The sequence below is a fragment of the Corynebacterium kalinowskii genome (assembly GCF_009734385.1).
GTDB classification, from domain to species: Bacteria; Actinomycetota; Actinomycetes; order Mycobacteriales; family Mycobacteriaceae; genus Corynebacterium; species Corynebacterium kalinowskii.
Genome location: NZ_CP046452.1, coordinates 1,498,739 through 1,518,754 on the forward strand (window position 1 = coordinate 1,498,739; position 20,016 = coordinate 1,518,754).

The window sequence follows — 20,016 nt, forward strand, 5'->3', positions numbered from 1 at the left end:
CGCGGATTGATGGAGGCGCCACCGCAATCAGGCAGTTGAAGCTTGGTGGGGCTTACGGGGAGGAAGTGCCCCGCAAACCCCGTTCACTTAGGCTTGCCTAACCTATGTTAGCGGCAAAACATGAAATACGCAAGGGTTTTGTTTCATTAATATTTTCCCTCATTCTCCACCCTTTTAAACTTTCCACCATCTCGCACAACTACTCCCCGTTTAACCAGGTCAACCAAGATATGAACACTCAGACTGACTGTTAGGCCTGCGGCGCCGGCAACTTCGTCCGCTGTACATCCTTCTCGATTCAGTGCGTCAAACACCCGCATCTCATTTCGCGACAGCGACTGAACTGTGTTGGGGGCAAACAACATTTCGTATTGCCCGTCCACGTCTATCTCACCCACGCGAGAGAGCAGCTGCCTGATCTCGTTTGCGCTCACTACTAGCTGAGCCCGGCCACTGCGGATCCGGTCATGGCAGCCCAGCGACCCTGGTGTGGAAATCGGCCCTGGAACGGCCATGGCGACCTTGCCCAAGCCTTCCGCCCAGGTGAGCGTATTCAAAGCTCCCGAGCGCCAGGCCGCCTCGACTACAACGGTGCCTGCCGTGAGCGCCGCGGCCAACCGGTTACGCGTGAGAAATCGATGTCGCGCCGGAGTTACTCCAGGTGGATACTCACTTAAGATGGCGCCACGCTGAACTACCTTGTCGAATAGTCCGGTGTGTGAACTCGGATAGTTGCGGTCCAGTCCGCAGGCTGCCACCACGATTGTCCGGCCACCGCAGTCGAGCGCAGTGTTATGCGCCACCGCATCGATACCTAGTGCTCCCCCGGATACGATGGTCCACTGATGCCCCACCAAACCTTGGACCAGCATCCTCGTGGCATCTCGTCCATAGGTGGACAGCGCTCGAGTGCCCACTACCGTGACGGACCTTGCCACGAGCTCGCGCACGTTTTTGCCTCGAACCCACAAAACGTGGGGTGCCACAGCATCGTCTTGCACGCTTCGGGCGCAGTCGCTCAGGCCTGATGCTGCAAATCCGAAGGCCTGAGCAAATTCGTTCGTCGGCCATTCGGCATCGTCTGGCGTAACTAAGCGTCCCCCGAGCCTGGAAATTGCGTCCAGATCTTGCTGGGATTGGTCGAACTGGTACCTCGCCTCCGTCGCACGCAGCAGGTCCCCCACCCACGTTTCGCGTCTCTTTATCCCTTGGACAATCTCTTCGACATCTCGACCATTAGCCAATAGCGCCTGGAGCTGCCGATTCGGCCCTTCAACGCACCGAGACAGATAAGCCCACGCACGTGTTCTGCTCATACCGGAACCGTCACATTCGTGTTGTGGAGAGCAGTCGCTGCCGCTATCTGCTCGAGTCCAGGCTTGGGTTGCTGTGCCAAGTCTGACAGAGTCCAAGCCACGCGCAGGGTTCGATCCACCCCGCGCTGGCTTAGTTCTCCGTCTGCTAACAGTGCGCCAAGGTACGCCATACCGGCTTCGTCAGCTGCGAAATCCCGGCGCAGCGTGCGGGAGTCCATTCGACCAGAAAGGACTCCCCACCGGTGGAGCGCCCTTTCCCTGGCAGCTACGACGCGAGCCGCGATCGCTGCGGACGATTCGGCATCGCCAAGAATCTGTGCTCCCTGGACATGTGTGCGCACACAGAGGTCGATCCGATCTTTGAGCGGCCCCGACAAATTGCTGAGGTAGCGGCGTCGCACGGTTGCGGGGCAAGTACAATCGGCCGGTTCCTCGCAACCACATCGGCAGGGGTTCGCGGCCATCACCAGCTGAAACTGCGCGGGAAACATGACTTCACGTTGACCTCGTAGAAGCCGGACCACCCCAGATTCCAAGGGCATTCGTAGGCTGTCGAGCACGTGGGCAGGAATCTCGTTGATCTCGTCTAAAAACAACACTCCGTGATGTGCCAAGCTCACCGCACCGGGCTTCGGCCTGCCGGAGCCACCACCGATCAGTGCTGCGCTGCTGACGCTGTGGTGTGGTGTAACGAGCGGCGCACTTCGTAGCAGCCCGTCGAGTCCGCTACCCGACATCGAGTGAACAGCTGATGATTCGATAGCTTCATTGTCCGTCAGCTCCGGAAGAATTCCTGGGATACGTGCCGCGATCATCGACTTTCCAGATCCCGGTGGGCCAATCAAGAGTAGGTGATGTCCTCCTGCTGCTGCGACTTCAGCTGCAATCTTGGCTTCTTCCTGCCCTACGACATCGGCCATATCCGGGTGCCGTTCCGCAGTTCGTTGATACCCAACTGCTCGATCGAGCGGTCCATGCCCCTGCAACCAGTCGGCTACCTCGGTGATATGGGAAGCCGTCAGAACGGTGATTCCTGCCAATGCGCCGGCTTCAGCTTCATTGCCGGCGGGGACAACAATGCACTGCACTCCATGATCACGCGCCGCCAAGAGTGCTGGCAGAATACCTGGCACCGGCTTTATCGCACCATCGAGTCCGACCTCGCCGAGGAACATCGTGTCATCCGTTCGCACGTTGAGTGTCGCAGACATCACTGCGGCGCAGATCGCCAAATCAAAGTGGCTTCCGCTCTTGCGCAGGTCAGCCGTCGAAAGATTGACAATCAGCTTCGTCTTCGGCCATGGCAGCCCGGCATTGATCATCGCGGTCTTGAGCCGATCCTTAGCCTCAGACATGGCAGCCCCAGCCAGGCCCACCACGTACATCCCTGGCAAGCCCGCCCCAATGTTTGCTTCGACCCCCACGATCAGGGCACTCACGCCCTCAAAGCTCACGCACAGTGTCTTAGCTAGCGCCACCGTCGATCCCCTCGTAGTGCTCGACCGCGCCCTTGTCGACGACATAGACCCACACATCAAACCGCACCGACCGATACGGCTGGCCTTCAAGCCACGCCGCTGCGGCGCGCTTCATCCTCGTGAATTTTCGTGGCGTAACTGATTCCGCTGCGCCAAAATCCCAACTGCTGCGCGTCTTTACTTCCACGAAGACTACTTCTCCGCCCATCTGGACGATCAGATCAATTTCCCCGCAGTTGTAGCGCACGTTGCGTCCGAGGATGATGCCGCCACGCGAGAGAAAGTACTGCGCTGCCTGCTGTTCCCCGTAGATTCCAAGTTGATTGGCCATGTGTCCCCCTAATCTTTTCGCGACCTGGTGCTCTGGAATATGCCAGTGTCAGCTGATAGGGGCCACGATGGGAATAGACAAGTTGTGGATAACCCGAGTTATCCACAACTTTCGAAGGGTACTAAATCAGAGGGGTTGACAAAACCTCCGGAGGCCTATTCCGGAATGATCATCTCCGGCTTGTCGAGTTCCTCAATGTTGACATCCTTGTACGTAATCACACGGACGAAACGCACGAATCGCGCCGCTCGGTACATATCCCAGACCCAGCAATCCGACATACGTACTTCGTAGTAGACATCGCCACCGGTAGTGTGCGGAATGAGCTCTACAGCGTTGGCCAGGTAGAAACGACGCTCCGTCTCCACTACATAAGAAAACTGACTGACCACATCTCGGTACTCGCGGTACAGCGACAGTTCAACCTCAGACTCGTAGTTTTCCAGCTCTTCAGCGCTCACCGATGCTCCTTCTCGCTCAACCATTGACCATGTGCCAGGGCCACATTGGCATAACTATAACGATGAATCGGACTCGCTCCTTGACGGCGCACCGCATCGAGGTGAACCTTCGTGCCATACCCCTTGTGCTTTTCAAAGGCGTAACCCGGATACTGCGCTGCGTAGTCAATCATCAACTCATCACGTGCATGCTTGGCCAAAATGCTGGCGGCGGAAACACAGCGCGCGAAGCCATCTCCGCCGATGATGGGCAGCTGTGGCTGGCGGAGGCCGGGGACACCGAAGCCGTCGATAAGCGCGTAGTTGGCGGTGAGACCCAGCTGCGCCACCGCCCGGCGCATGCCCGAAATGTTGGCGTGCTGGATGCCGAAGCGATCGATGTCGGTGGCAGAGATGTGAACAATCGACCAGCTCAGAGCTAGTTCCTTGATGAGGGGGAACAGTCGGGCGCGACGCAGCGGGGTCAGCTTCTTGGAGTCATCAAGGCCGACAAGTTCGGCGGGCAAAGCCGGTGGCAGGATGCACGCCGCGATAGTGATCGGGCCCGCACACGAGCCACGGCCGGCTTCATCGATCCCAACGATGGGACTGAAACCGGCCGCGTGGAGAGCTGCTTCGATCACTGCTGGATGTCGAAGTCCTCAACCGCGCCAATACGGTTGAACGGCAGCACGATCGCCTGCACCTTACCCACGATGTTGTCGTGAGGCACCGTTCCCTGGTGCTCATCGCCGAGGTGGAAACGGGAATCCGCAGAGTTGGTGCGGTTGTCGCCCATAACAAAGTAATTGTTCTCCGGAACCTGTACCGGGCCGAAGTAGTCACCGCCACAGACATCAGAACCACGCTCAGGGTTGACGGCATAGGTCATTGGCTGCAGCTGGTAGGAAGAGTCAATGACCTTGCCGTTAACCTTGACACCTTCGTCACCCTCCAAACACTGCACCGTCTGGCCACCGGTTGCCACGATGCGCTTGACCATGTTCGTCTCGTCAGCGGAGGTCAGGCCGATGTAGGAGCCGAGATTCTGCAGGCCGGAGAAGATGTTGTTGTCTTTGGAGGTGTAGTGGCCACCAGTCCAAGAATCGGGTGCACGGAAGACAACGACGTCGCCGGGTTCAGGCTCACCGGTCTTGTAAGCGATCTTATCTACGTAAATGCGGTCACCCGTGCAGCCAGGGCAACCATGCAGAGTTGGCTCCATGGACTGACTCGGAATGACATACAGCCGACCAATAAAAGCCTGCACCAAAGCGATAATGATAAAGGTCGTAATAATCACCATCGGTATTTCAATGTACCAAGGTGTGTCCTTTTTTTGCTTCTTTGCAGCTGAGTCAGTCATAAGCGAGAAGTTTAGCAGTCCGATCAATGGACTCCAGAGATGCACAAGTAAATTTCGACATTTCCGGCCGGAATTCGCCCAATTTTGACCCTAAACGCAAGATTCTACTTGTGGTGCCCAAAAGAAAAAGCACCCCAGCGAACTGGAGTGCTTTAAGCCAAGGAAGACTAGCGCTTTTCCTTGATCTTTGCTGCCTTGCCGCGCAGGTTGCGCAGGTAGTACAGCTTTGCACGGCGAACGTCACCGCGGGTGACAACCTCGATCTTCTCAAGGTTTGGAGAGTGTACTGGGAAAGTACGCTCAACGCCGATACCGAAGGAAACCTTACGGATGGTGAAGGTCTCGCGGACGCCAGCGCCCTGGCGACGGATAACAACACCCTTGAACAGCTGGGTACGGGTCTTGTTACCTTCGATAACCTTCACGTGGACGTCGAGGGTGTCGCCTGGACGGAACGCAGGAACGTCCTCGCGCAGGGACTGTGCATCGAGCTTGTCGATCTTGTTCATGAAACAATCCTTTTACATCAGAACAGAGGAACCTAGCGGTTTTCACTCGGCCGGTTCGTATTCACTACATGGTTCGCCGCTGCTTAGGTAAGCAGTCAACCTAAGCAGTATGCCACCTTGGGACTCAGCGACCAAATCCCGCCTTCTTCAGCGCATCAGCCATGGATCCGCCTGTTGCAGGCGCTTGTCGACGCCCCTTGCCAGCCTTAGGAGCTCCCTGCGACTTTCGCGGCCCGCGATCACGTTTTTGCTGTGGCTCTTCCTCCAAGCGCATGGTCAGCGAGATTCGTTTCCGCTGCTCATCGACTTCCAACACCTTGACCTTTACGATCTGTCCGGATCGCACCACCTTATGTGGATCGTCGACAAACGTGTTCGCCAACTGCGAGACGTGGACGAGGCCGTCCTGGTGGACTCCGATATCCACGAAGGCACCAAACGCCGCTACGTTTGTCACAGCACCTTCGAGGATCATGCCGGGCTTGAGGTGAGAGACCTTTTCCACGCCTTCCTTGAAGGTGGCGGTCTTGAACTCTGGGCGCGGGTCTCGACCTGGTTTTTCCAGTTCGGAGATGATGTCGGTAACTGTTGGAATGCCGACTTTTTCGTCAGCGAAGTCCGCGGGCTTGAGTTTCTGCAAGACGCTGCTGTTTCCGATGAGCTCTTGTACTTTTAGCCCCGTCTGTTCCGAAATGCGTTTGACCACCGGGTAGGCCTCAGGGTGCACGGCAGAGGCATCAAGGGGATCCTTGCCGTTTTGAATCCGCAGGAAGCCTGCGCACTGCTCAAAGGCCTTAGGCCCCAGACGTGGCACCTTCTTTAGTGCTGCGCGGGAGGCAAACATGCCGTTTTCGTCGCGGAACGCCACGATATTGTTGGCGATCGTTTCGTTCACGCCTGCCACTCGTGTCAGTAACGGGACGGAGGCAGTATTGAGATCCACGCCGACAGCGTTCACGGCGTCCTCCACCACGTTGTCCAGTGCCTTTGCCAGCGCAGTCTGATTCACGTCGTGCTGGTACTGCCCCACGCCGATAGACTTCGGGTCGACCTTTACCAGCTCGGCAAGCGGATCCTGCAGACGACGGGCAATGGACACAGCGCCACGCAGGGACACATCCATGTCCGGGAATTCCTCGGCGGCCAGCTTGGATGCGGAGTACACGGAGGCCCCTGCCTCCGACACGACGACAGGCGTCGGCTTCTTTCCACCGGCCTCCTTGATCAAACTAGCGATCTCCCCTGCCAGCTTCTCGGTCTCGCGGGATGCCGTGCCATTGCCGATGGCGAGTAGGTCAACCCCATGCTCTGCAACCTTGGAAGCGAGTGCTTGGACCGCCTGCGACCACTGGTTTTGCGGCTGGTGTGGATACACGATGAGGGTGTCGAGCACCTTGCCGGTCTCGTCCACCACCGCGCATTTGACGCCATTACGGTAACCAGGATCCAGGCCCAGCGTTGCCCGGTGCCCCGCGGGCGCGGCCAACAGAACGTCCCGAAGGTTCTTTTTGAAGACCTCAAGCGCGCCTTCTTCTGCTTTCTCTTTCAGCCGCATGCGAGTATCAAGGCCTGCAGAGATGTACAGCTTGGTCTTCCATCCCCAGTGAACAGCATCGTTAATCCATTGGGTGTCATTGAGGTCTAGGCGGTTCTTAATCAGCCCTTCGAAGAAGGTGTCATCTGCGTCCAAGTTGAGGTGCAGGATCCCTTCGTTCTCACCGCGGAGCAGCGCGAGAATGCGGTGACTCGGCAAGGTATGGAATGGCTCCGAGAATTCGAAGTAGTCCTTGAACTTCGCGCCTTCTTCTTCCTTACCTGCCACCACGGATGCAGCCATGGTGCCCCGCTTGAACATTTCTTCGCGAACTTCACCGACGAGGTCGGCGTCCAAGGCCATGCGATCGACGAAGATGGCGCGAGCGCCATCAAGGACAGCTTTGTCATCGGCGAAGCCTTCAGCGTAGAAGGACTTCAAATCTGGTTCTTTGGCTTCGAGAAGCTGATCCACCAGCGGTTCCAAGCCGGCTTCGCGAGCGATGTCTGCTTTGGTCTTGCGGCGCTTTTTGAACGGCAGATAGAGATCCTCGAGACGAGCCTTCGTGGTCGTTTCCAAGATGAGGGCGCGAAGGTCGTCGTTAAGCTTGCCCTGCTCTTCGATTGCCTTGAGGATTGCAGACTTGCGGTCTTCGAGTTCGCGCAGGTAGGTCAGCCGTTCTTCGATGGTGCGCAACTGGGTGTCGTCGAGACCCCCGGTGGCTTCCTTGCGGTAACGCGCGATGAAGGGGACGGTGTTGCCTTCATTGAGGAGCTTGTGGACCGCAGTGACTTGGCTTTCGGAAATTCCGAGTTCTTGAGCAATGAGGGAAAGCATTTGACCATGGTAACGCGCCGGTCCTCCCGCGAAAGCACCTGGCTCAATTAAGTAAAAGTAAAACAGTTCCCAGAAATGAAAAACCTCTCAACTGCTGCGGAGAGGGCGCCGAACGGGATTAAATCGAAGTTAAGTTCAATTTAAGGAAAGGAAGAAAGATGGGATCCCACGGATTTTCTCGTCGAAGTTTCCTCGCTGGCAGCGCGCTCGTTTCCGCTGGTGGTGTGTTGGCTGCCTGCAGCACGAGCTCGACGACGGCAGAGACAACATCTACTGCTGCCACTCCCGCAAGCAAAGTCGACTACAAGTCGATCTCGGGAAAGCTCGTCATGCTTGCCACAGGCGGCACCATTGCGAGCCAGAAAGATGCCTCCGGCGCGCTTGTCCCGACTGTGACGGGCGAGGAGCTGCTGAAAAAGGTCTACGAAAAGTTCGACAAGAACAAGCTCAAGATCGAAGTTCGTCAGGTCAGCCAACTCGATTCGAGCGCCATGACTCTCAAGGACACCGATGGCATTCTGGAGATGGTCCATAAAACGCTCAAGGAAGACGGAGTCACGGGCATCATCGTCTCCCACGGCACAGACTCGATGGAAGAATCCGCCATCGCGATCGATACGTTTTTGGATGCCGATCAACCGGTTGTGCTCACCGGTTCGATGTTCCCCTTCGACGACCCAGAGACAGACGGCCCGGACAACCTGACCCTCGCGGTCACCGCGGCCACTGATCCAAAAAATAAGGGCAAGGGCGCATTCATTGCGTTCGGCGGAAAGATTCTCGCCGCCCGCGGCGCGTACAAGAAGGATGCCTCCAGTAAGGACGGCTTCGACACGAATGCTTCCGGAGACGTGAAACGGCCTAAGCCGTTGCCGGTGAAGAAGCTGGACGGTACTCGCGTCGACATCATCGCCGCTTACCCAGGTGCTCCCGGAGAACTGGTCAAGGCTGCTGTTGATTCCGGCGCCAAGGGCCTCGTCATTGAGGGCATGGGTTCCGGCAACGTCGGTGGCGAGATAGCTGATGCCATCGTCGCCGTCGCCGAGAAAGGCATCCCAGTAGTCATGTCCACCCGCGTGGACAAGGGCCTGGTCGAAGGAACGTACGGCGGTGCTGGCGGCGGTGCCACCCTTGCCGAAAAAGGCGTGATTGGTTCGGGCATCCTCCGCCCTGGCCAATCCAGAATTCTCGTTGTTGCTGCGCTCGCCACCGGCACCGACGTGAAGGAGCTATTTCCTTAAGAAGTAGTGTCACCCCTCCTGAAGGCACAACTCCTCCTGGAAGTAGCTAAGCAGACCCCTCGCTCCCGAAAGGTATCCCGGGATCGAGGGGTCTGCCATACTTTCCTTATGATTTCACCTGAAGAACGAGCCCTCATCCACGCAGTTCGCAAGCACGCATTAGCCACCTCTAATGACAATGAAACTACCGTAGCGGCTGGTTTGCTTACCGCCTCAGGAGACATCATCCTTGGTGTCAACGTGTACCATTTCCTCGGCGGTCCATGCGCTGAAATCTCTGCGCTCAGCAAGCATGCAGAACTGAAAAATGGCGATCCTATAACAACCGTTGTCGCCGTGTATGCACCAACGGGTGACGTGATTTCTCCTTGCGGAAAATGTCGCCAAGTGTTCTTCGACCTGGATCGGGACATCAAAGCAATTGTCCGCACACCAAATGGTTTCACCAGTCTTTCGATTCATGAACTACTTCCTCATGCATATGACTGGCGCGCAGCAGAAGAACCCCGACGAATGTATATGTGGGAAGGATACGAAGAGATGATTCGTTCCGGCAAGAAAAAGCAAACCATTCGTGTCGATGACCCTTTCCCTCCGGGCCTTGCAACAATCGTGTTTGAAAAGAGCGACGGCAGCGTTGTTGAACTTGCTGCCACGATTCACTCGTCCCTGACGATCAAACGGCGCGAGCTAACTGATGAGATTGCTCGTCGTGATGGGTTTCGGGACCTTGCCGAGCTTAACGGCGCCCTCGATTTCCACTACCCAGGACTAGAAGCTGATTCGGAGGTAGATGTAGTGAAATTTGAAGTGGAGCCGTAATTCTTCCCACGTGACGTCGCTATTGAATGTCGCCATCAATGATGATTTTTCGCTGATAGCGGAAAACTCTCCAATTCGCTTCAGGCTCCCACACAATAGCAAGCATGAAAACGAAAAAGGCCCTCGTTACAGGCGGATCTAGCGGAATCGGACGCGCGATTGTCAAGCGCTTGGCAAGTGACGGATTCCAAGTCAGCTTTACGTGGCATAGCGATTCTTCGGCGACCCAGAGCCTAGCCGAAGATCTTTCAGCGTGTGGCAACTCAGGTTACGCATTCCAAGCAAACCTCAGCTCCGTCGAAGGAATCCAACGCCTCGTCAGTGATGTTAAGGCAGAGAGTTTTGATGTTCTGGTCAATAACGCTATGAGCGTCACCGAGATTGCACCTATTACGGAAACTCAACTCACAACCTGGCAAGAAAACCTCACGATTGGCGTAACTGCGCCTTTTCTCCTCATCAAACATCTCAGCCCTGCTATGCCTACAGGAAGCTCGATCATCAACATATCTTCGCTCAACACTGCCATGCCACAGCCAGGCATTGCAGGATACTGCGCAGCAAAGTCGGCGTTGGAATCGCTCACCCAAGTTGCTGCTAAGGAGTTGGCATCGCAAGGAATTACAGTCAATGCGCTTCGGCCAGGGCCAACAGACACTCCTGGAAACCGCGCTGTCAATCCAGATCCGGCGATCCGAGAACAGATAGCAACAATGATTCCGCTGGGGCGCTATGGTCAACCCGAAGATGTAGCCGGCGTAGCGTCTTTCCTGGCCAGCAAGGATGCCCGTTGGATGACCGGACAGGTCATTTCTGTTACCGGTGGCCTCTAAGCTGCTGCAAAAAGCCGAGGCGAGGACGCACTCAGCGCACGATTTAACAGTTGATCGAGCTCCAAGCCAAGCGCTCGGTGAACGCCCCGGATAATCTCAGAAGATCCCTCTTTTTCGCCTCTTTCAATATCCGATAAGTGGGAGGGGGAAATCGCTGCTTTTCGAGCCACTTCCTCCAACGTCCGGCCTTGAATTTTGCGTTCTTCTCGCAGTGCTTTGCCGATGCGTTCCCGCAACAAGTCTTCAGAGACTAAGACAATCATTCCAATCCTTCCAACAAATCCGGCCGGCGCTCCCGTGTCCTCTTCACAGACTGTTCGCGTCGCCATTCCTCCACCAGCTTGTGGTTGCCTGAAAAGAGCACGTCAGGCACTGCCAAACCACGCCATTCCCTCGGTTTGGTATACGACGGCCCCTCCAGCAAGCCGTCCGAGAATGAGTCATCTTCATGCGAAGACGCATTGCCCAGCACACCCGGGATCAAACGAGTAGTGGCCTCAACGATCACCAACACGGCAACTTCCCCACCGATAAGCACATAATCGCCAATGGACACTTCCTCGACGCGGTAGCGATGCGCGGCATCGTCTACAACGCGCTGGTCAATGCCCTCGTAGCGGCCACACGCGAAAACAATGTGCTGCTCGCCTGACCAACGGCGTGCCATTTCTTGAGTAAACGGCTTTCCGGCCGGTGTCGGGACGATCAGCAGCGGCTTATCCTCTTCCGCAGGCTCCACGTACCCCTCGAATTCGCGCCCAGTTAGGTCATCATGCCGGGGCTTATCGACGTGCGGTGCCGCGGAATCCAGCTGCCAACCAGCAGACTTACCTACGCAGACGTCGTCGAGCGCTGGCCCCCATACGGTCGGTTTCATCACCATGCCCGGCCCACCGCCATACGGGGTGTCATCGACGGATTTGTGCACGTCGGTGGCCCAATCACGCAGGTTGTGAACTCCTACGGACAGAATGCCTTTCTCGATTGCTTTGCCAAGCAAGGCGTGGCGGAGCGGTTCGAGGTACTCGGGGAAGATGGTGATGACGTCGAGGCGCATTAGAGATCGAGCAGCCCTTCTGGCGGAGTGATCGCTACCGTTCCCTCTTCCACATCAATCTCGGGAACAATGGCTTCGACAAATGGGATGAGCTTATCGCCCATTTCCAGCAAACTTTGCGCAGGGCCGTGGCTGACACCGGTGATCTCGCCGATCTCTTTGCCGTTGTGCATGACTTTTAAGCCAATGAGCTCGTGATCGTAGAATCCCTCGTCGTCATCGTCTTCAAGGGGAGCTGCGAAAAACTGGGTGCCACGCAAAGAATCTGCGGCGGTGCGATCTGGAATTTCCTCAAACTTGATCAGCAAGCGGCCCTGATGGACACGCACTGCATCAATGGTCAACTCGTGTTCCTTCTTGCTCTGCTTGCCATGCAGGACTTCGCCCAACGCAAAGCGAATGTCCGGCTCATCAGTGGTAGATTCCACCACCACTTCGCCTTTGATTCCGTGCGATTTCACCACGCGACCGATCATCAATTCCATGCGATTAGTGTACCCGAGCGGTAAAACTGAGTAAACTGAGTCTCAAAGCTCAAACTGAGTAAACTGAAAGGCGTTGATTGCAGTGTTGACCAATCCGTTTACTCCCACCTTTGGGACGTCGCCAAGCTTGCCCGTAGGACGAGAAGAGATCGTCTCCGACTTTACGCGGTCACTGCGACAGGGCCCCGGAGCGCCGAGCCGCGCGATGCTGATCGTTGGCACCCGTGGCGTCGGCAAAACCGTACTCCTCAATGAGCTGGAGGATGCAGCCAGGGGCGAAGGTTGGCACATCCTGTCCGAAACGGCGCTGCCGGGCCTGGTTGGCCGTCTTGCCGAGGAACAACTGCCCGAGCTTTTGAAAGAGTTAGATCCGAACTCGGTAACACGCAAGATCACCGGCCTTAATGCCCCGGCAGGGTTGGGAGGCATTCGTTCCGAGGTGGAAAAGAAACACGAACCACGACGTGGCCTGCGTGGCGAGCTAACTGCGGCAACTGACCTGGTGAGCAACGGGCTGTTTATCACCGTTGACGAGGTCGGTCGCGCAACCGTGGACGAGCTCGCAGAGCTCATGGCAGTGATTCAGCACCTGTTCCGCGAGCGTCGCAATGTCGCCCTCGCTGTGGCGGGTCTTCCTGAAGAAGTTGCCAAATTGCTAGAGCACCCAGGAATCACCTTCCTACGGCGCGCTGACCGGCGGATTCTTGGCGCCGTGCGACGATCCGACGCATCTCGTGGCTTGTCCGAACCCGTGCGAGAAGCCGGTGGTACCTGGTCTGCCGAAGCTTTGAAGTCCGCTGTCGAAGCGACCCACGGCTACCCATTCCTCATCCAGCTCATTGGCTATCACGCCTGGGAAAACTCCCCGAACGGCACCATCACCGATGCCACTGATGCGATCATCCGCGCGCAGCAGGAACTCGGCACGCTTGTGCTTGAACCGGTCCTGTCACGCTGCACCGCCCTGGAACGCGATTTCTTGAATGCGATGGCTGAAGATAATGGGGATTCAAAGCTCGCTGACCTCATCGATCGCCTAGAGAAGACTCCTGATACCGTGAGCCAGTACCGTAGGCGACTCCTGGACAGACACATCGTTGTTTCGCCAAGCCACGGCATGCTGCGCTTCGCTATTCCAGGGATGCGCGATTACCTGCGAAGGAATGAAGATGCCGGGCCCGTGCCGTTTTGGTAGGCCTACGGATTCCACTCGCTTCAAGGCATGAAAAAACCGCGCCTGGATTGTCCATGGCGCGGTTTTGCATTAGCAGGAATTACTCTGCAGCAGCTTCCTCAGCAGGTGCTTCTTCGGCAGCTGGAGCTTCTTCAGCAGCAGCTTCCTTCTCAGCCTCTTCTGCGGCAGCCTTTTCAGCAGCAGCCTTCTCGGCAGCTTCCTTCTCAGCTTCAGCCTTAGCCTTAGCTTCAGCCTCTTCCTTTGCCTTGCGCTTCTTCTCGGTGATTGCCTCAGCGGTAGGAGCGTCAGCAGCCTCGGCGAGAGCCTGGTTGAACAGGTCAAGCTTGGAAGCCTTTGGCTCGGCAACCTTGAGGGTGCCTTCTGCACCTTCGAGGCCCTTGTGCTTCTGCCAGTCGCCGGTAACCTTCAGCAGTGCCATGACGGACTCGGTTGGCTGTGCGCCAACGCCGAGCCAGTACTGAGCGCGCTCAGAGTCGATCTTGATGACGGATGGCTCAGCCTTTGGCTCGTAGGTACCGATGTTCTCGATAACCTTGCCGGAGCGCTTGGTGCGGGAGTCAGCGATAACAACGCGGTAGTGCGGGGTACGGATCTTGCCCATACGCTGCAGCTTAATCTTTACAGACATGCAGATTCCTTCTAGTCACTGGGCAGTACAGACATCTTGTTCTCTTAACAAGACCGGTTCAACCCCTTATTTGCTCTGCGTGTGACGTCTCCGCTCGGCCGGGGCCGGTAACGGAAATTACGCAGGAACTCGACTAGTTTAGACCACATGCCCGCTGGGAACCAAAACGCTCCATTTTGGAATCATAACTCGGCCTTCTATCCCGAGATAGTTCGCGCGATGCCGTTTGATGGTGCACGCACTCTCGACATCGGCTGCGGCACTGGTGAGCTGCTGGGCTGTCTGAAATCCCGTTCCGATGACCTGTGGGGCGTGGACCCAGATCCCACTGCCCTAGTTTCGGCGGCGGACCACGGAACAACAGTCCAGGGCGACTTCCTGACCACACAGCTGCCGGCGTTCAACTACATTGTCTCCGTAGCGTCGTTGCACCACATGCCTCTCATGCCTGCATTGAAAAAGATGCGCACACAGCTTAAAGACGGCGGGAAACTGTACATCCTCGGACTCCACCGGCTCAGCACTCCTCTGGATTACCTCGTTGCAGGCCTCAGCTGGCTGCCTGAAACTGCCGAGTCAATCATCCGCGGAAAAACAGACCCGGAAGTGGCCATGAAGGATCCAGCGGAGGACTACGCCGAGATTAAGTCCCAGGCTGAAAAGATTCTTCCTGGGGCCAGAATCAGACGGCGTCGCCACTATCGATTCAGTATCGAATGGTCGAGGACCTAGCTACTTATCAAACTTGAGCTTGCTCAAGTCGATGTTCTCCATGCCCTTCGGCATCTTGGGCATTCCCGGAAGCCCAGGCATGCCTGGCATCCCAGCGCCACCCATCTGCTCCTGCATCTTCTGCAGTTCGGCCATATCTGGCATTCCACCAGGCATTCCTGGCATGCCGCCGCCCGGCATTTTTGGTCCACGGTTCTTGATTGGCTTCTTCTTGCCGCCCTTGCCCTTGCGGGTGGTGCGCTTCTTCTTCGTAGCGGAGCCACCACCCATGCCGCCCATGCCCATCTGGCCGGCCATCTTGCCCATCATTTTCTTGGCTTCGAAGAAGCGCTCGACCAGATTATTCACGTCTGAGACGGACACACCGGAACCGTTGGCGATTCGCTTGCGTCTGGAGGCGTTGAGGATGTTCGGATCTTCGCGCTCGGCTGGGGTCATGCCTCGAATGATGGCCTGGATGCGGTCGAGCTGCTTCTCATCCACCATGTCCGCCATTTGGGACATCTGCTTGCCACCGGGGAGCATCTTCAAGATGTTGCCGATAGGCCCCATCTTGCGGATCATCAGCATCTGGTTCAGGAAGTCTTCCAGAGTGAGCTCGCCGGTGCCCATTTTCTGGGCAGTTTCCAATGCTTGCTCGTGATCAAGTGTGGCTTCTGCCTGCTCGATCAGGGTGAGCATGTCACCCATGCCGAGAATACGGCTCGCCATGCGCTCTGGGTGGAAGACATCAAAGTCTTCCAGCTTCTCGCCTGTAGAAGCAAACATGATCGGCTTGCCGGTAACCTCACGGATCGACAGCGCCGCACCACCACGGGCATCACCGTCCAGCTTGGTCAGAACGACGCCGGTAAAGTCCACGCCATCGCGGAAGGCCTGCGCGGTGTGGACCGCATCCTGGCCAATCATCGAATCGATGACGAACAAAACTTCATCTGGGTTGACGGCATCGCGAATATTGCGTGCCTGCGTCATCAAGGTTTCGTCGATACCGAGGCGACCTGCGGTATCCACAATCACGAAGTCGCGCTGCTGGCGCTTAGCTTCCTCGATGCCCTGACGGGCGACCTCAACTGGGTCACCGTGGGAGGTGCCCATTTCGTGCTCGAAGGTGTCTACTGCAGTGCCGGGATCCGGGGCGAACGTCGGCACGCCAGCGCGTTCGCCAACAATCTGCAGCTGCTGCACAGCGCCCGGGCGCTGAAGGTCACAGGCCACCAACATCGGGGTGTGGCCTTGCTTAACCAGGTGTTTTGCCAGCTTACCGGCGAGAGTCGTCTTACCTGCACCCTGCAAACCGGCAAGCATGACGACGGTCGGTGGGTTCTTTGACAGGTTAATGCGACGAGTCTCGCCACCGAGGATGTCAACGAGTTCCTCGTTAACAATCTTGATAACCTGCTGCGCAGGATTCAGCGCCTCGGAAACTTCGGCACCGGCGGCACGTTCCTTGATGCGCTTAATAAACCCGCGGACGACGGTGAGGGAAACGTCGGCTTCGAGGAGAGCTAGACGAATCTCGCGCGCAGTGGCGTTGATGTCCGCTTCTGAAAGCTTGCCTTTACCCCGTAGCCCCGTCAGGGCGGTTTGCAGGCGGTCGGACAAAGATTCAAACACGTCTATTGCTCCCTAGTCTTTGTTAGCTATGTCGTAACCATGCTAGTCGGCTTGCTTCGCTACACGAAGTTAGCGCCCCAGAAACACCTACAGCGCCGCGTCTCCGCGTTCGCCGGTACGGACGCGCACTGCTTCCTCCACGTTTGTCACCCAGATCTTGCCATCTCCGACATTCCCCGTTCGTGCGGCCTCGACAATCGCGGAGACAACTTGTTCTTGGAACTGCTCGTGGATCAGGATCTCGATCTTCGACTTCGCTACGTATTCCGGGTTGTAGTTGGCACCGCGGTACACCTCCTGTTGGGCCTTTTGCATGCCAAAGCCCTGCACATCAGTAACGGTCATGCCGTGGCATCCCAGCTTCCTCAAGGCATCTCGCACCTCGTCGAGCATGAAGGGCTGAATAACAGCGCTTACTAGTTTCATTTACTTTCCTTCCATTCCGAGTGCGTCGTAGGCGGTTTCGCCATGGACATGGGCATCGATGCCCCCGTGTTCAACAGCGCAGTCGACGCGCCATCCGAGAGTCTTTTCGAGTACAAATCCGATAATTGCGGTAATTACTCCGGCGTAAAGCATCGTCAAGGCTGCGACCACAATCTGTACGATCAGCAGCTTGAAACCATAGGAAATGTCGCCGGTGAAGATGCCCTTGTCATGGGCAAAAAGTGCCAGGCCGATTGTGCCCCAAATTCCGGCGACGAGGTGCACGCCGACCACGTCGAGCGAGTCATCGAATTTGAAACGGAACTTCAGCGCCACGCCAAAAGCCGCAAGGAATCCGCCGATAAAACCCAAAATAATCGAGGTCACCGGCATGAGGACTCCTGCCGCCGGGGTGATCGAGACAAGTCCAGCGACGACGCCGGAGGCTGCGCCGAGTGAGGTGGCATGGCCGTCGCGAAGCTTTTCGGCGAGCAGCCACCCGAGGATTCCCGCCGCGGCAGCGCACGTGGTGTTGAGCGTGGCCAGGCCCGCAGTCCACCCCGCGCCGTGCGCCGAGCCGCCGTTGAAGCCGAACCAGCCAAACCACAACAGCGCAGCGCCGAGCATCACAAAGGGCAGGTTGTGCGGGCGATGCGCGGTGCGCATGAAGGTGTGTCGCTTACCGACGGCAATTGCCAGCAGGAGCGCAGCCGTGCCGGCGGAAATGTGGATGGCGGTGCCGCCCGCGAAATCGACTGGGGGAACCTTCGCTTCCCCGTCCTCGGAGCCGAACATCCAGGCAGCGACGGAATGCGCATGCTCGGAAAGGATGCCACCGCCCCAAATCATGTGCGCGAGCGGGAAGTACACGAAGGTCGACCAGAGTGCGGTGAAGACCATCCAGGTGCCGAACTTCACGCGGTCGGCGAGCGCACCAGAGATTAGTGCACAGGCGATGACGGCAAAGGTGAGTTGGTAGCCGACTTCGATGACGGTCGGGTATCCGTACTTGGAAATGACTGGAGCCTCCGAACTTCCGATCGAGTCGCGAAGACCGAAGAACTCGAATGGGTTGGAGAAGATTCCCGCAATGTCTTGGGTTCCATAAGACATCGACCAGCCCCAGAGCACGTAGACGACGGCGACAACTCCGAGAGAGCCGAAGGACATCATCATCATGTTCAGCACGGACTTCTGGCGAGACATACCGCCGTAGAAGAGCGCAAGCGCTGGTGTCATGAGGAGCACCAGCGCTGTCGAGATAAGCATCCAACTTTCGTTGGCAAAGACTTCCGTAGTCATGACGGGCCTTCTTTCACAATCAGGGGCCCATCAGTAGCCCAATGCAGAAAAGCATAAGGCTTACTAAGGATGCTGTAGAGAAATAAATTCAGGCGGAGAAATTGCCCGCCAGCACTTAGGCCAGCAACGCATCGACGAAGCTCTCCACCTCGAATGGGGCCAGATGATCGGCGCCTTCGCCCAGGCCAACGAGCTTGACTGGCACACCGAGTTCCTCCTGTACCTGGAAGACAATGCCGCCCTTGGCGGTGCCGTCCAGCTTGGTGAGAACCACGCCGGTGATGTCCACAACGTCACGGAAGGTGCGCGCCTGCATGAGGCCATTTTGTCCCACAGTGGCGTCCAGCACCAAGAGAACCTCGTCGACCTTGGCCTTCTTCTCCACCACGCGCTTGACCTTACCCAGCTGATCCATCAGACCGACTGAGGTGTGGAGACGACCGGCGGTATCGATAAGCACCACATCTGCTTGCGTCTCGACGCCCTTGGCCACGGCATCGAAAGCAACCGATGCCGGGTCTGCGCCTTCGGCGCCACGGACGGTCTCAGCTCCGACGCGGCGACCCCAGGTTTCGAGCTGGTCGGCAGCAGCGGCACGGAAAGTATCGGCTGCGCCGAGCAGTACCTTGTGTCCCATGGAGACAAGGACGCGGGCGAGCTTTCCGGTCGTGGTGGTCTTGCCGGTGCCGTTCACACCGACGATGAGGACGACGGCTGGCTTGCCCTCGTAAGGCATGGCCTTAATGGAACGGTCAAGCTCCGGCTTTCCTGCCTCGATCAGCGTCTCCCGCAGCATCGCCTTGGCTTGTGCTTCACTTTCCACGCCTCGCTCGGCAATCTTGGCCCGGAGCGACTCCACAACCTTCACGGTGGTGGCGGTACCAAGGTCAGCCATAATCAGCTGGTCTTCGATCTCTTCCCAGGCATCCTCATCAAGGTCGCCCGCGGTGAGCATGCCAAGTACGGATTGGCCAAGGAAGTTGTTGGACTTGACCAGCTTGCCACGCAGCTTGCCCAGGCGTCCTGCCGCTGGTTCGATGTCGTCGAGCGGGGCAGGTGCTGGAGCCGGCGCGGTGCTCGGAACTGGGGTTTCCTCCAGCGCACGCTCGGCGGCATCGACGGTAACAGCTGCAGCCTCGGCGGCTTCTTCCGCTTCCTGTGTGGTTTCCTGCTCGGCGGCAACTGGGGACTCTTGTGCCTTGTCCTCGGTCGGGGCTTCAACCGGTTCTTCCACTACTGGGGATTCGGTTTCTTCATCAAGTTCATCGAGCTCAGGGATTTCCTTGAGGACTTCATCTTCTTGCTCGATATCCGGTTGACCAGCTGGCTCGACCGTTGGCTCTTCTTCCGGGTCGGCATCAGGGTCAACTACCGGCTCAGGAGCTACCTCTTCAGCAACTTCCTGTGCAATCGGCGTCGCAGCAATCGGCGTGGCGGCAGAAACCGGTGCCTCGACTGGGACGTCCACCTGTGGCTCTTCTGGGATCTCCGGGACCACCGGAACCACTGGCGCTGCTGCGGGTGCCGCTGGAGCTTTGACCTCAGGTTCTTGCATTTTGAGTGGTTGCGCAGCGGCTGGCTGCGGAGCATCGAGCTTCTGATTATCAAGAAGAACTGGTTCTGTTTCCTTCGCTGGAGCAAAATTGAACCCGCCGGTAGCAGTGTAATTGCCACTCTTTTCTTCGCGGGTCAGTTCCTTTGGCGCTTCTTCCTTGGTAAAAGAGACCGTCTTTTCCTTTTTGCGCTTGTTGCCAAGCGCAATGACAACAATGAGGAGGAGCAGAAGAAGGACAACGGCGCCGATAATCAGGTAAGTCATAGTCATGGCTTCCATCTTGGCAGTAGTGCCTACTAGGCTGCCACTTTT

At 57.2% G+C, this 20,016-nt stretch carries 21 protein-coding genes; 5 read left to right on the forward strand and 16 right to left on the reverse strand.

Going from position 1 to position 20,016, the window contains the following annotated elements; all coding sequences use genetic code 11:
* Positions 1-146: 146 nt before the first annotated feature.
* The 8 genes from dprA to CKALI_RS07105 all read right to left on the reverse strand — a co-directional run bounded on the left by dprA (position 147) and on the right by CKALI_RS07105 (position 7,811).
* Positions 147-1,316 carry a DNA-processing protein DprA gene (dprA, locus tag CKALI_RS07070; protein ID WP_156192624.1) on the reverse strand — a complete coding sequence of 390 codons (1,170 nt, stop codon included), beginning with the start codon at positions 1,314-1,316 and terminating at the stop codon, positions 147-149.
* Positions 1,313-2,794: a YifB family Mg chelatase-like AAA ATPase gene (locus CKALI_RS07075; RefSeq protein ID WP_156192625.1), complete on the reverse strand. Its 1,482-nt coding sequence runs from the start codon at positions 2,792-2,794 to the stop codon at positions 1,313-1,315. The genes dprA and CKALI_RS07075 overlap by 4 nt, the downstream gene beginning before the upstream one ends.
* Positions 2,781-3,125, reverse strand: a complete 345-nt coding sequence (locus CKALI_RS07080) for a YraN family protein (protein ID WP_156192626.1) — start codon at positions 3,123-3,125, stop codon at positions 2,781-2,783. Before CKALI_RS07080 ends, CKALI_RS07075 begins: the two co-directional genes overlap by 14 nt.
* A gap of 155 nt (positions 3,126-3,280) precedes the next feature.
* Positions 3,281-3,586, reverse strand: a complete 306-nt coding sequence (locus tag CKALI_RS07085; RefSeq protein ID WP_156192627.1) for a DUF2469 domain-containing protein — start codon at positions 3,584-3,586, stop codon at positions 3,281-3,283.
* A complete protein-coding gene (locus CKALI_RS07090; RefSeq protein ID WP_156192628.1) occupies positions 3,583-4,209 on the reverse strand; it encodes a ribonuclease HII in 627 nt (208 codons plus the stop codon). The genes CKALI_RS07085 and CKALI_RS07090 overlap by 4 nt, the downstream gene beginning before the upstream one ends.
* Positions 4,206-4,931 carry a signal peptidase I gene (gene lepB, locus CKALI_RS07095; RefSeq protein ID WP_156192629.1) on the reverse strand — a complete coding sequence of 242 codons (726 nt, stop codon included), beginning with the start codon at positions 4,929-4,931 and terminating at the stop codon, positions 4,206-4,208. Before lepB ends, CKALI_RS07090 begins: the two co-directional genes overlap by 4 nt.
* 167 nt (positions 4,932-5,098) lie before the next feature.
* A complete protein-coding gene (gene rplS, locus CKALI_RS07100; RefSeq protein ID WP_156192630.1) occupies positions 5,099-5,440 on the reverse strand; it encodes a 50S ribosomal protein L19 in 342 nt (113 codons plus the stop codon).
* Positions 5,441-5,564: 124 nt separating this feature from the next.
* Positions 5,565-7,811 (reverse strand): Tex family protein, encoded by a 2,247-nt coding sequence (locus CKALI_RS07105; RefSeq protein ID WP_156192631.1) that lies wholly within the window; start codon positions 7,809-7,811, stop codon positions 5,565-5,567.
* Positions 7,812-7,969: 158 nt separating this feature from the next.
* On the opposite strand from CKALI_RS07105, the gene CKALI_RS07110 reads away from it, so the two are divergent.
* From CKALI_RS07110 to CKALI_RS07120, 3 genes are all read left to right on the forward strand, one after another.
* Entirely contained in the window at positions 7,970-9,052 is a 1,083-nt protein-coding gene (locus CKALI_RS07110; RefSeq protein WP_156192632.1) for an asparaginase, read from the forward strand.
* A gap of 108 nt (positions 9,053-9,160) precedes the next feature.
* Complete coding sequence (locus CKALI_RS07115; protein WP_156192633.1) at positions 9,161-9,874, forward strand: ASCH domain-containing protein; 714 nt, start codon at positions 9,161-9,163, stop codon at positions 9,872-9,874.
* Positions 9,875-9,978: 104 nt separating this feature from the next.
* Complete coding sequence (locus tag CKALI_RS07120) at positions 9,979-10,707, forward strand: SDR family NAD(P)-dependent oxidoreductase (RefSeq protein WP_156192634.1); 729 nt, start codon at positions 9,979-9,981, stop codon at positions 10,705-10,707.
* On the opposite strand, the gene CKALI_RS07125 is transcribed toward CKALI_RS07120, so the two are convergent.
* Genes CKALI_RS07125 through rimM form a run of 3 tightly spaced genes read right to left on the reverse strand, consistent with a single transcriptional unit; the run spans position 10,704 to position 12,249 of the window.
* Entirely contained in the window at positions 10,704-10,970 is a 267-nt protein-coding gene (locus CKALI_RS07125; protein ID WP_197079655.1) for a helix-turn-helix domain-containing protein, read from the reverse strand. The genes CKALI_RS07120 and CKALI_RS07125 overlap by 4 nt on opposite strands.
* The gene (trmD, locus tag CKALI_RS07130) at positions 10,967-11,764 is read right to left on the reverse strand and encodes a tRNA (guanosine(37)-N1)-methyltransferase TrmD (RefSeq protein WP_156192636.1); all 798 of its coding nucleotides are present in this window, start codon (positions 11,762-11,764) and stop codon (positions 10,967-10,969) included. The genes CKALI_RS07125 and trmD overlap by 4 nt, the downstream gene beginning before the upstream one ends.
* A complete protein-coding gene (gene rimM, locus CKALI_RS07135) occupies positions 11,764-12,249 on the reverse strand; it encodes a ribosome maturation factor RimM (protein ID WP_156192637.1) in 486 nt (161 codons plus the stop codon). Before rimM ends, trmD begins: the two co-directional genes overlap by 1 nt.
* A gap of 82 nt (positions 12,250-12,331) precedes the next feature.
* On the opposite strand from rimM, the gene CKALI_RS07140 reads away from it, so the two are divergent.
* The gene (locus tag CKALI_RS07140; RefSeq protein WP_231580429.1) at positions 12,332-13,444 is read left to right on the forward strand and encodes an ATP-binding protein; all 1,113 of its coding nucleotides are present in this window, start codon (positions 12,332-12,334) and stop codon (positions 13,442-13,444) included.
* A gap of 79 nt (positions 13,445-13,523) precedes the next feature.
* On the opposite strand, the gene rpsP is transcribed toward CKALI_RS07140, so the two are convergent.
* On the reverse strand, positions 13,524-14,072 hold the full coding sequence (gene rpsP, locus CKALI_RS07145) for a 30S ribosomal protein S16 (protein WP_156192639.1): 549 nt from the start codon (positions 14,070-14,072) through the stop codon (positions 13,524-13,526).
* Between the two features lie 147 nt (positions 14,073-14,219).
* Between rpsP and CKALI_RS07150 the strand changes: the two genes are divergently transcribed.
* Positions 14,220-14,804, forward strand: coding sequence for a class I SAM-dependent methyltransferase (locus tag CKALI_RS07150; RefSeq protein ID WP_156192640.1), 585 nt, complete (start codon positions 14,220-14,222; stop codon positions 14,802-14,804).
* Here CKALI_RS07150 and ffh read toward each other — a convergent pair whose 3' ends face one another.
* The 4 genes from ffh to ftsY all read right to left on the reverse strand — a co-directional run bounded on the left by ffh (position 14,805) and on the right by ftsY (position 19,974).
* Positions 14,805-16,421, reverse strand: coding sequence for a signal recognition particle protein (gene ffh, locus CKALI_RS07155; protein ID WP_156192641.1), 1,617 nt, complete (start codon positions 16,419-16,421; stop codon positions 14,805-14,807).
* Between the two features lie 87 nt (positions 16,422-16,508).
* Complete coding sequence (locus CKALI_RS07160) at positions 16,509-16,847, reverse strand: P-II family nitrogen regulator (protein ID WP_156192642.1); 339 nt, start codon at positions 16,845-16,847, stop codon at positions 16,509-16,511.
* Complete coding sequence (locus CKALI_RS07165; RefSeq protein ID WP_156192643.1) at positions 16,848-18,149, reverse strand: ammonium transporter; 1,302 nt, start codon at positions 18,147-18,149, stop codon at positions 16,848-16,850.
* A gap of 115 nt (positions 18,150-18,264) precedes the next feature.
* Positions 18,265-19,974: a signal recognition particle-docking protein FtsY gene (gene ftsY, locus CKALI_RS07170; protein WP_156192644.1), complete on the reverse strand. Its 1,710-nt coding sequence runs from the start codon at positions 19,972-19,974 to the stop codon at positions 18,265-18,267.
* Positions 19,975-20,016 lie beyond the last annotated feature (42 nt).

What these genes read in the sequence shown, in the direction of transcription:
- trmD (WP_156192636.1), bottom strand. Translation starts at nt 11,764, where the DNA reads ATGCGCCTCGACGTCATCACCATCTTCCCCGAGTACCTCGAACCGCTC.
- lepB (WP_156192629.1), bottom strand. Translation starts at nt 4,931, where the DNA reads ATGACTGACTCAGCTGCAAAGAAGCAAAAAAAGGACACACCTTGGTAC.
- CKALI_RS07150 (WP_156192640.1), top strand. Translation starts at nt 14,220, where the DNA reads ATGCCCGCTGGGAACCAAAACGCTCCATTTTGGAATCATAACTCGGCC.
- rplS (WP_156192630.1), bottom strand. Translation starts at nt 5,440, where the DNA reads ATGAACAAGATCGACAAGCTCGATGCACAGTCCCTGCGCGAGGACGTT.
- CKALI_RS07120 (WP_156192634.1), top strand. Translation starts at nt 9,979, where the DNA reads ATGAAAACGAAAAAGGCCCTCGTTACAGGCGGATCTAGCGGAATCGGA.
- CKALI_RS07110 (WP_156192632.1), top strand. Translation starts at nt 7,970, where the DNA reads ATGGGATCCCACGGATTTTCTCGTCGAAGTTTCCTCGCTGGCAGCGCG.
- CKALI_RS07165 (WP_156192643.1), bottom strand. Translation starts at nt 18,149, where the DNA reads ATGACTACGGAAGTCTTTGCCAACGAAAGTTGGATGCTTATCTCGACA.
- CKALI_RS07115 (WP_156192633.1), top strand. Translation starts at nt 9,161, where the DNA reads ATGATTTCACCTGAAGAACGAGCCCTCATCCACGCAGTTCGCAAGCAC.
- dprA (WP_156192624.1), bottom strand. Translation starts at nt 1,316, where the DNA reads ATGAGCAGAACACGTGCGTGGGCTTATCTGTCTCGGTGCGTTGAAGGG.
- CKALI_RS07080 (WP_156192626.1), bottom strand. Translation starts at nt 3,125, where the DNA reads ATGGCCAATCAACTTGGAATCTACGGGGAACAGCAGGCAGCGCAGTAC.
- CKALI_RS07105 (WP_156192631.1), bottom strand. Translation starts at nt 7,811, where the DNA reads ATGCTTTCCCTCATTGCTCAAGAACTCGGAATTTCCGAAAGCCAAGTC.
- ftsY (WP_156192644.1), bottom strand. Translation starts at nt 19,974, where the DNA reads ATGACTATGACTTACCTGATTATCGGCGCCGTTGTCCTTCTTCTGCTC.
- rimM (WP_156192637.1), bottom strand. Translation starts at nt 12,249, where the DNA reads ATGGAATTGATGATCGGTCGCGTGGTGAAATCGCACGGAATCAAAGGC.
- CKALI_RS07125 (WP_197079655.1), bottom strand. Translation starts at nt 10,970, where the DNA reads ATGATTGTCTTAGTCTCTGAAGACTTGTTGCGGGAACGCATCGGCAAA.
- CKALI_RS07160 (WP_156192642.1), bottom strand. Translation starts at nt 16,847, where the DNA reads ATGAAACTAGTAAGCGCTGTTATTCAGCCCTTCATGCTCGACGAGGTG.
- rpsP (WP_156192639.1), bottom strand. Translation starts at nt 14,072, where the DNA reads ATGTCTGTAAAGATTAAGCTGCAGCGTATGGGCAAGATCCGTACCCCG.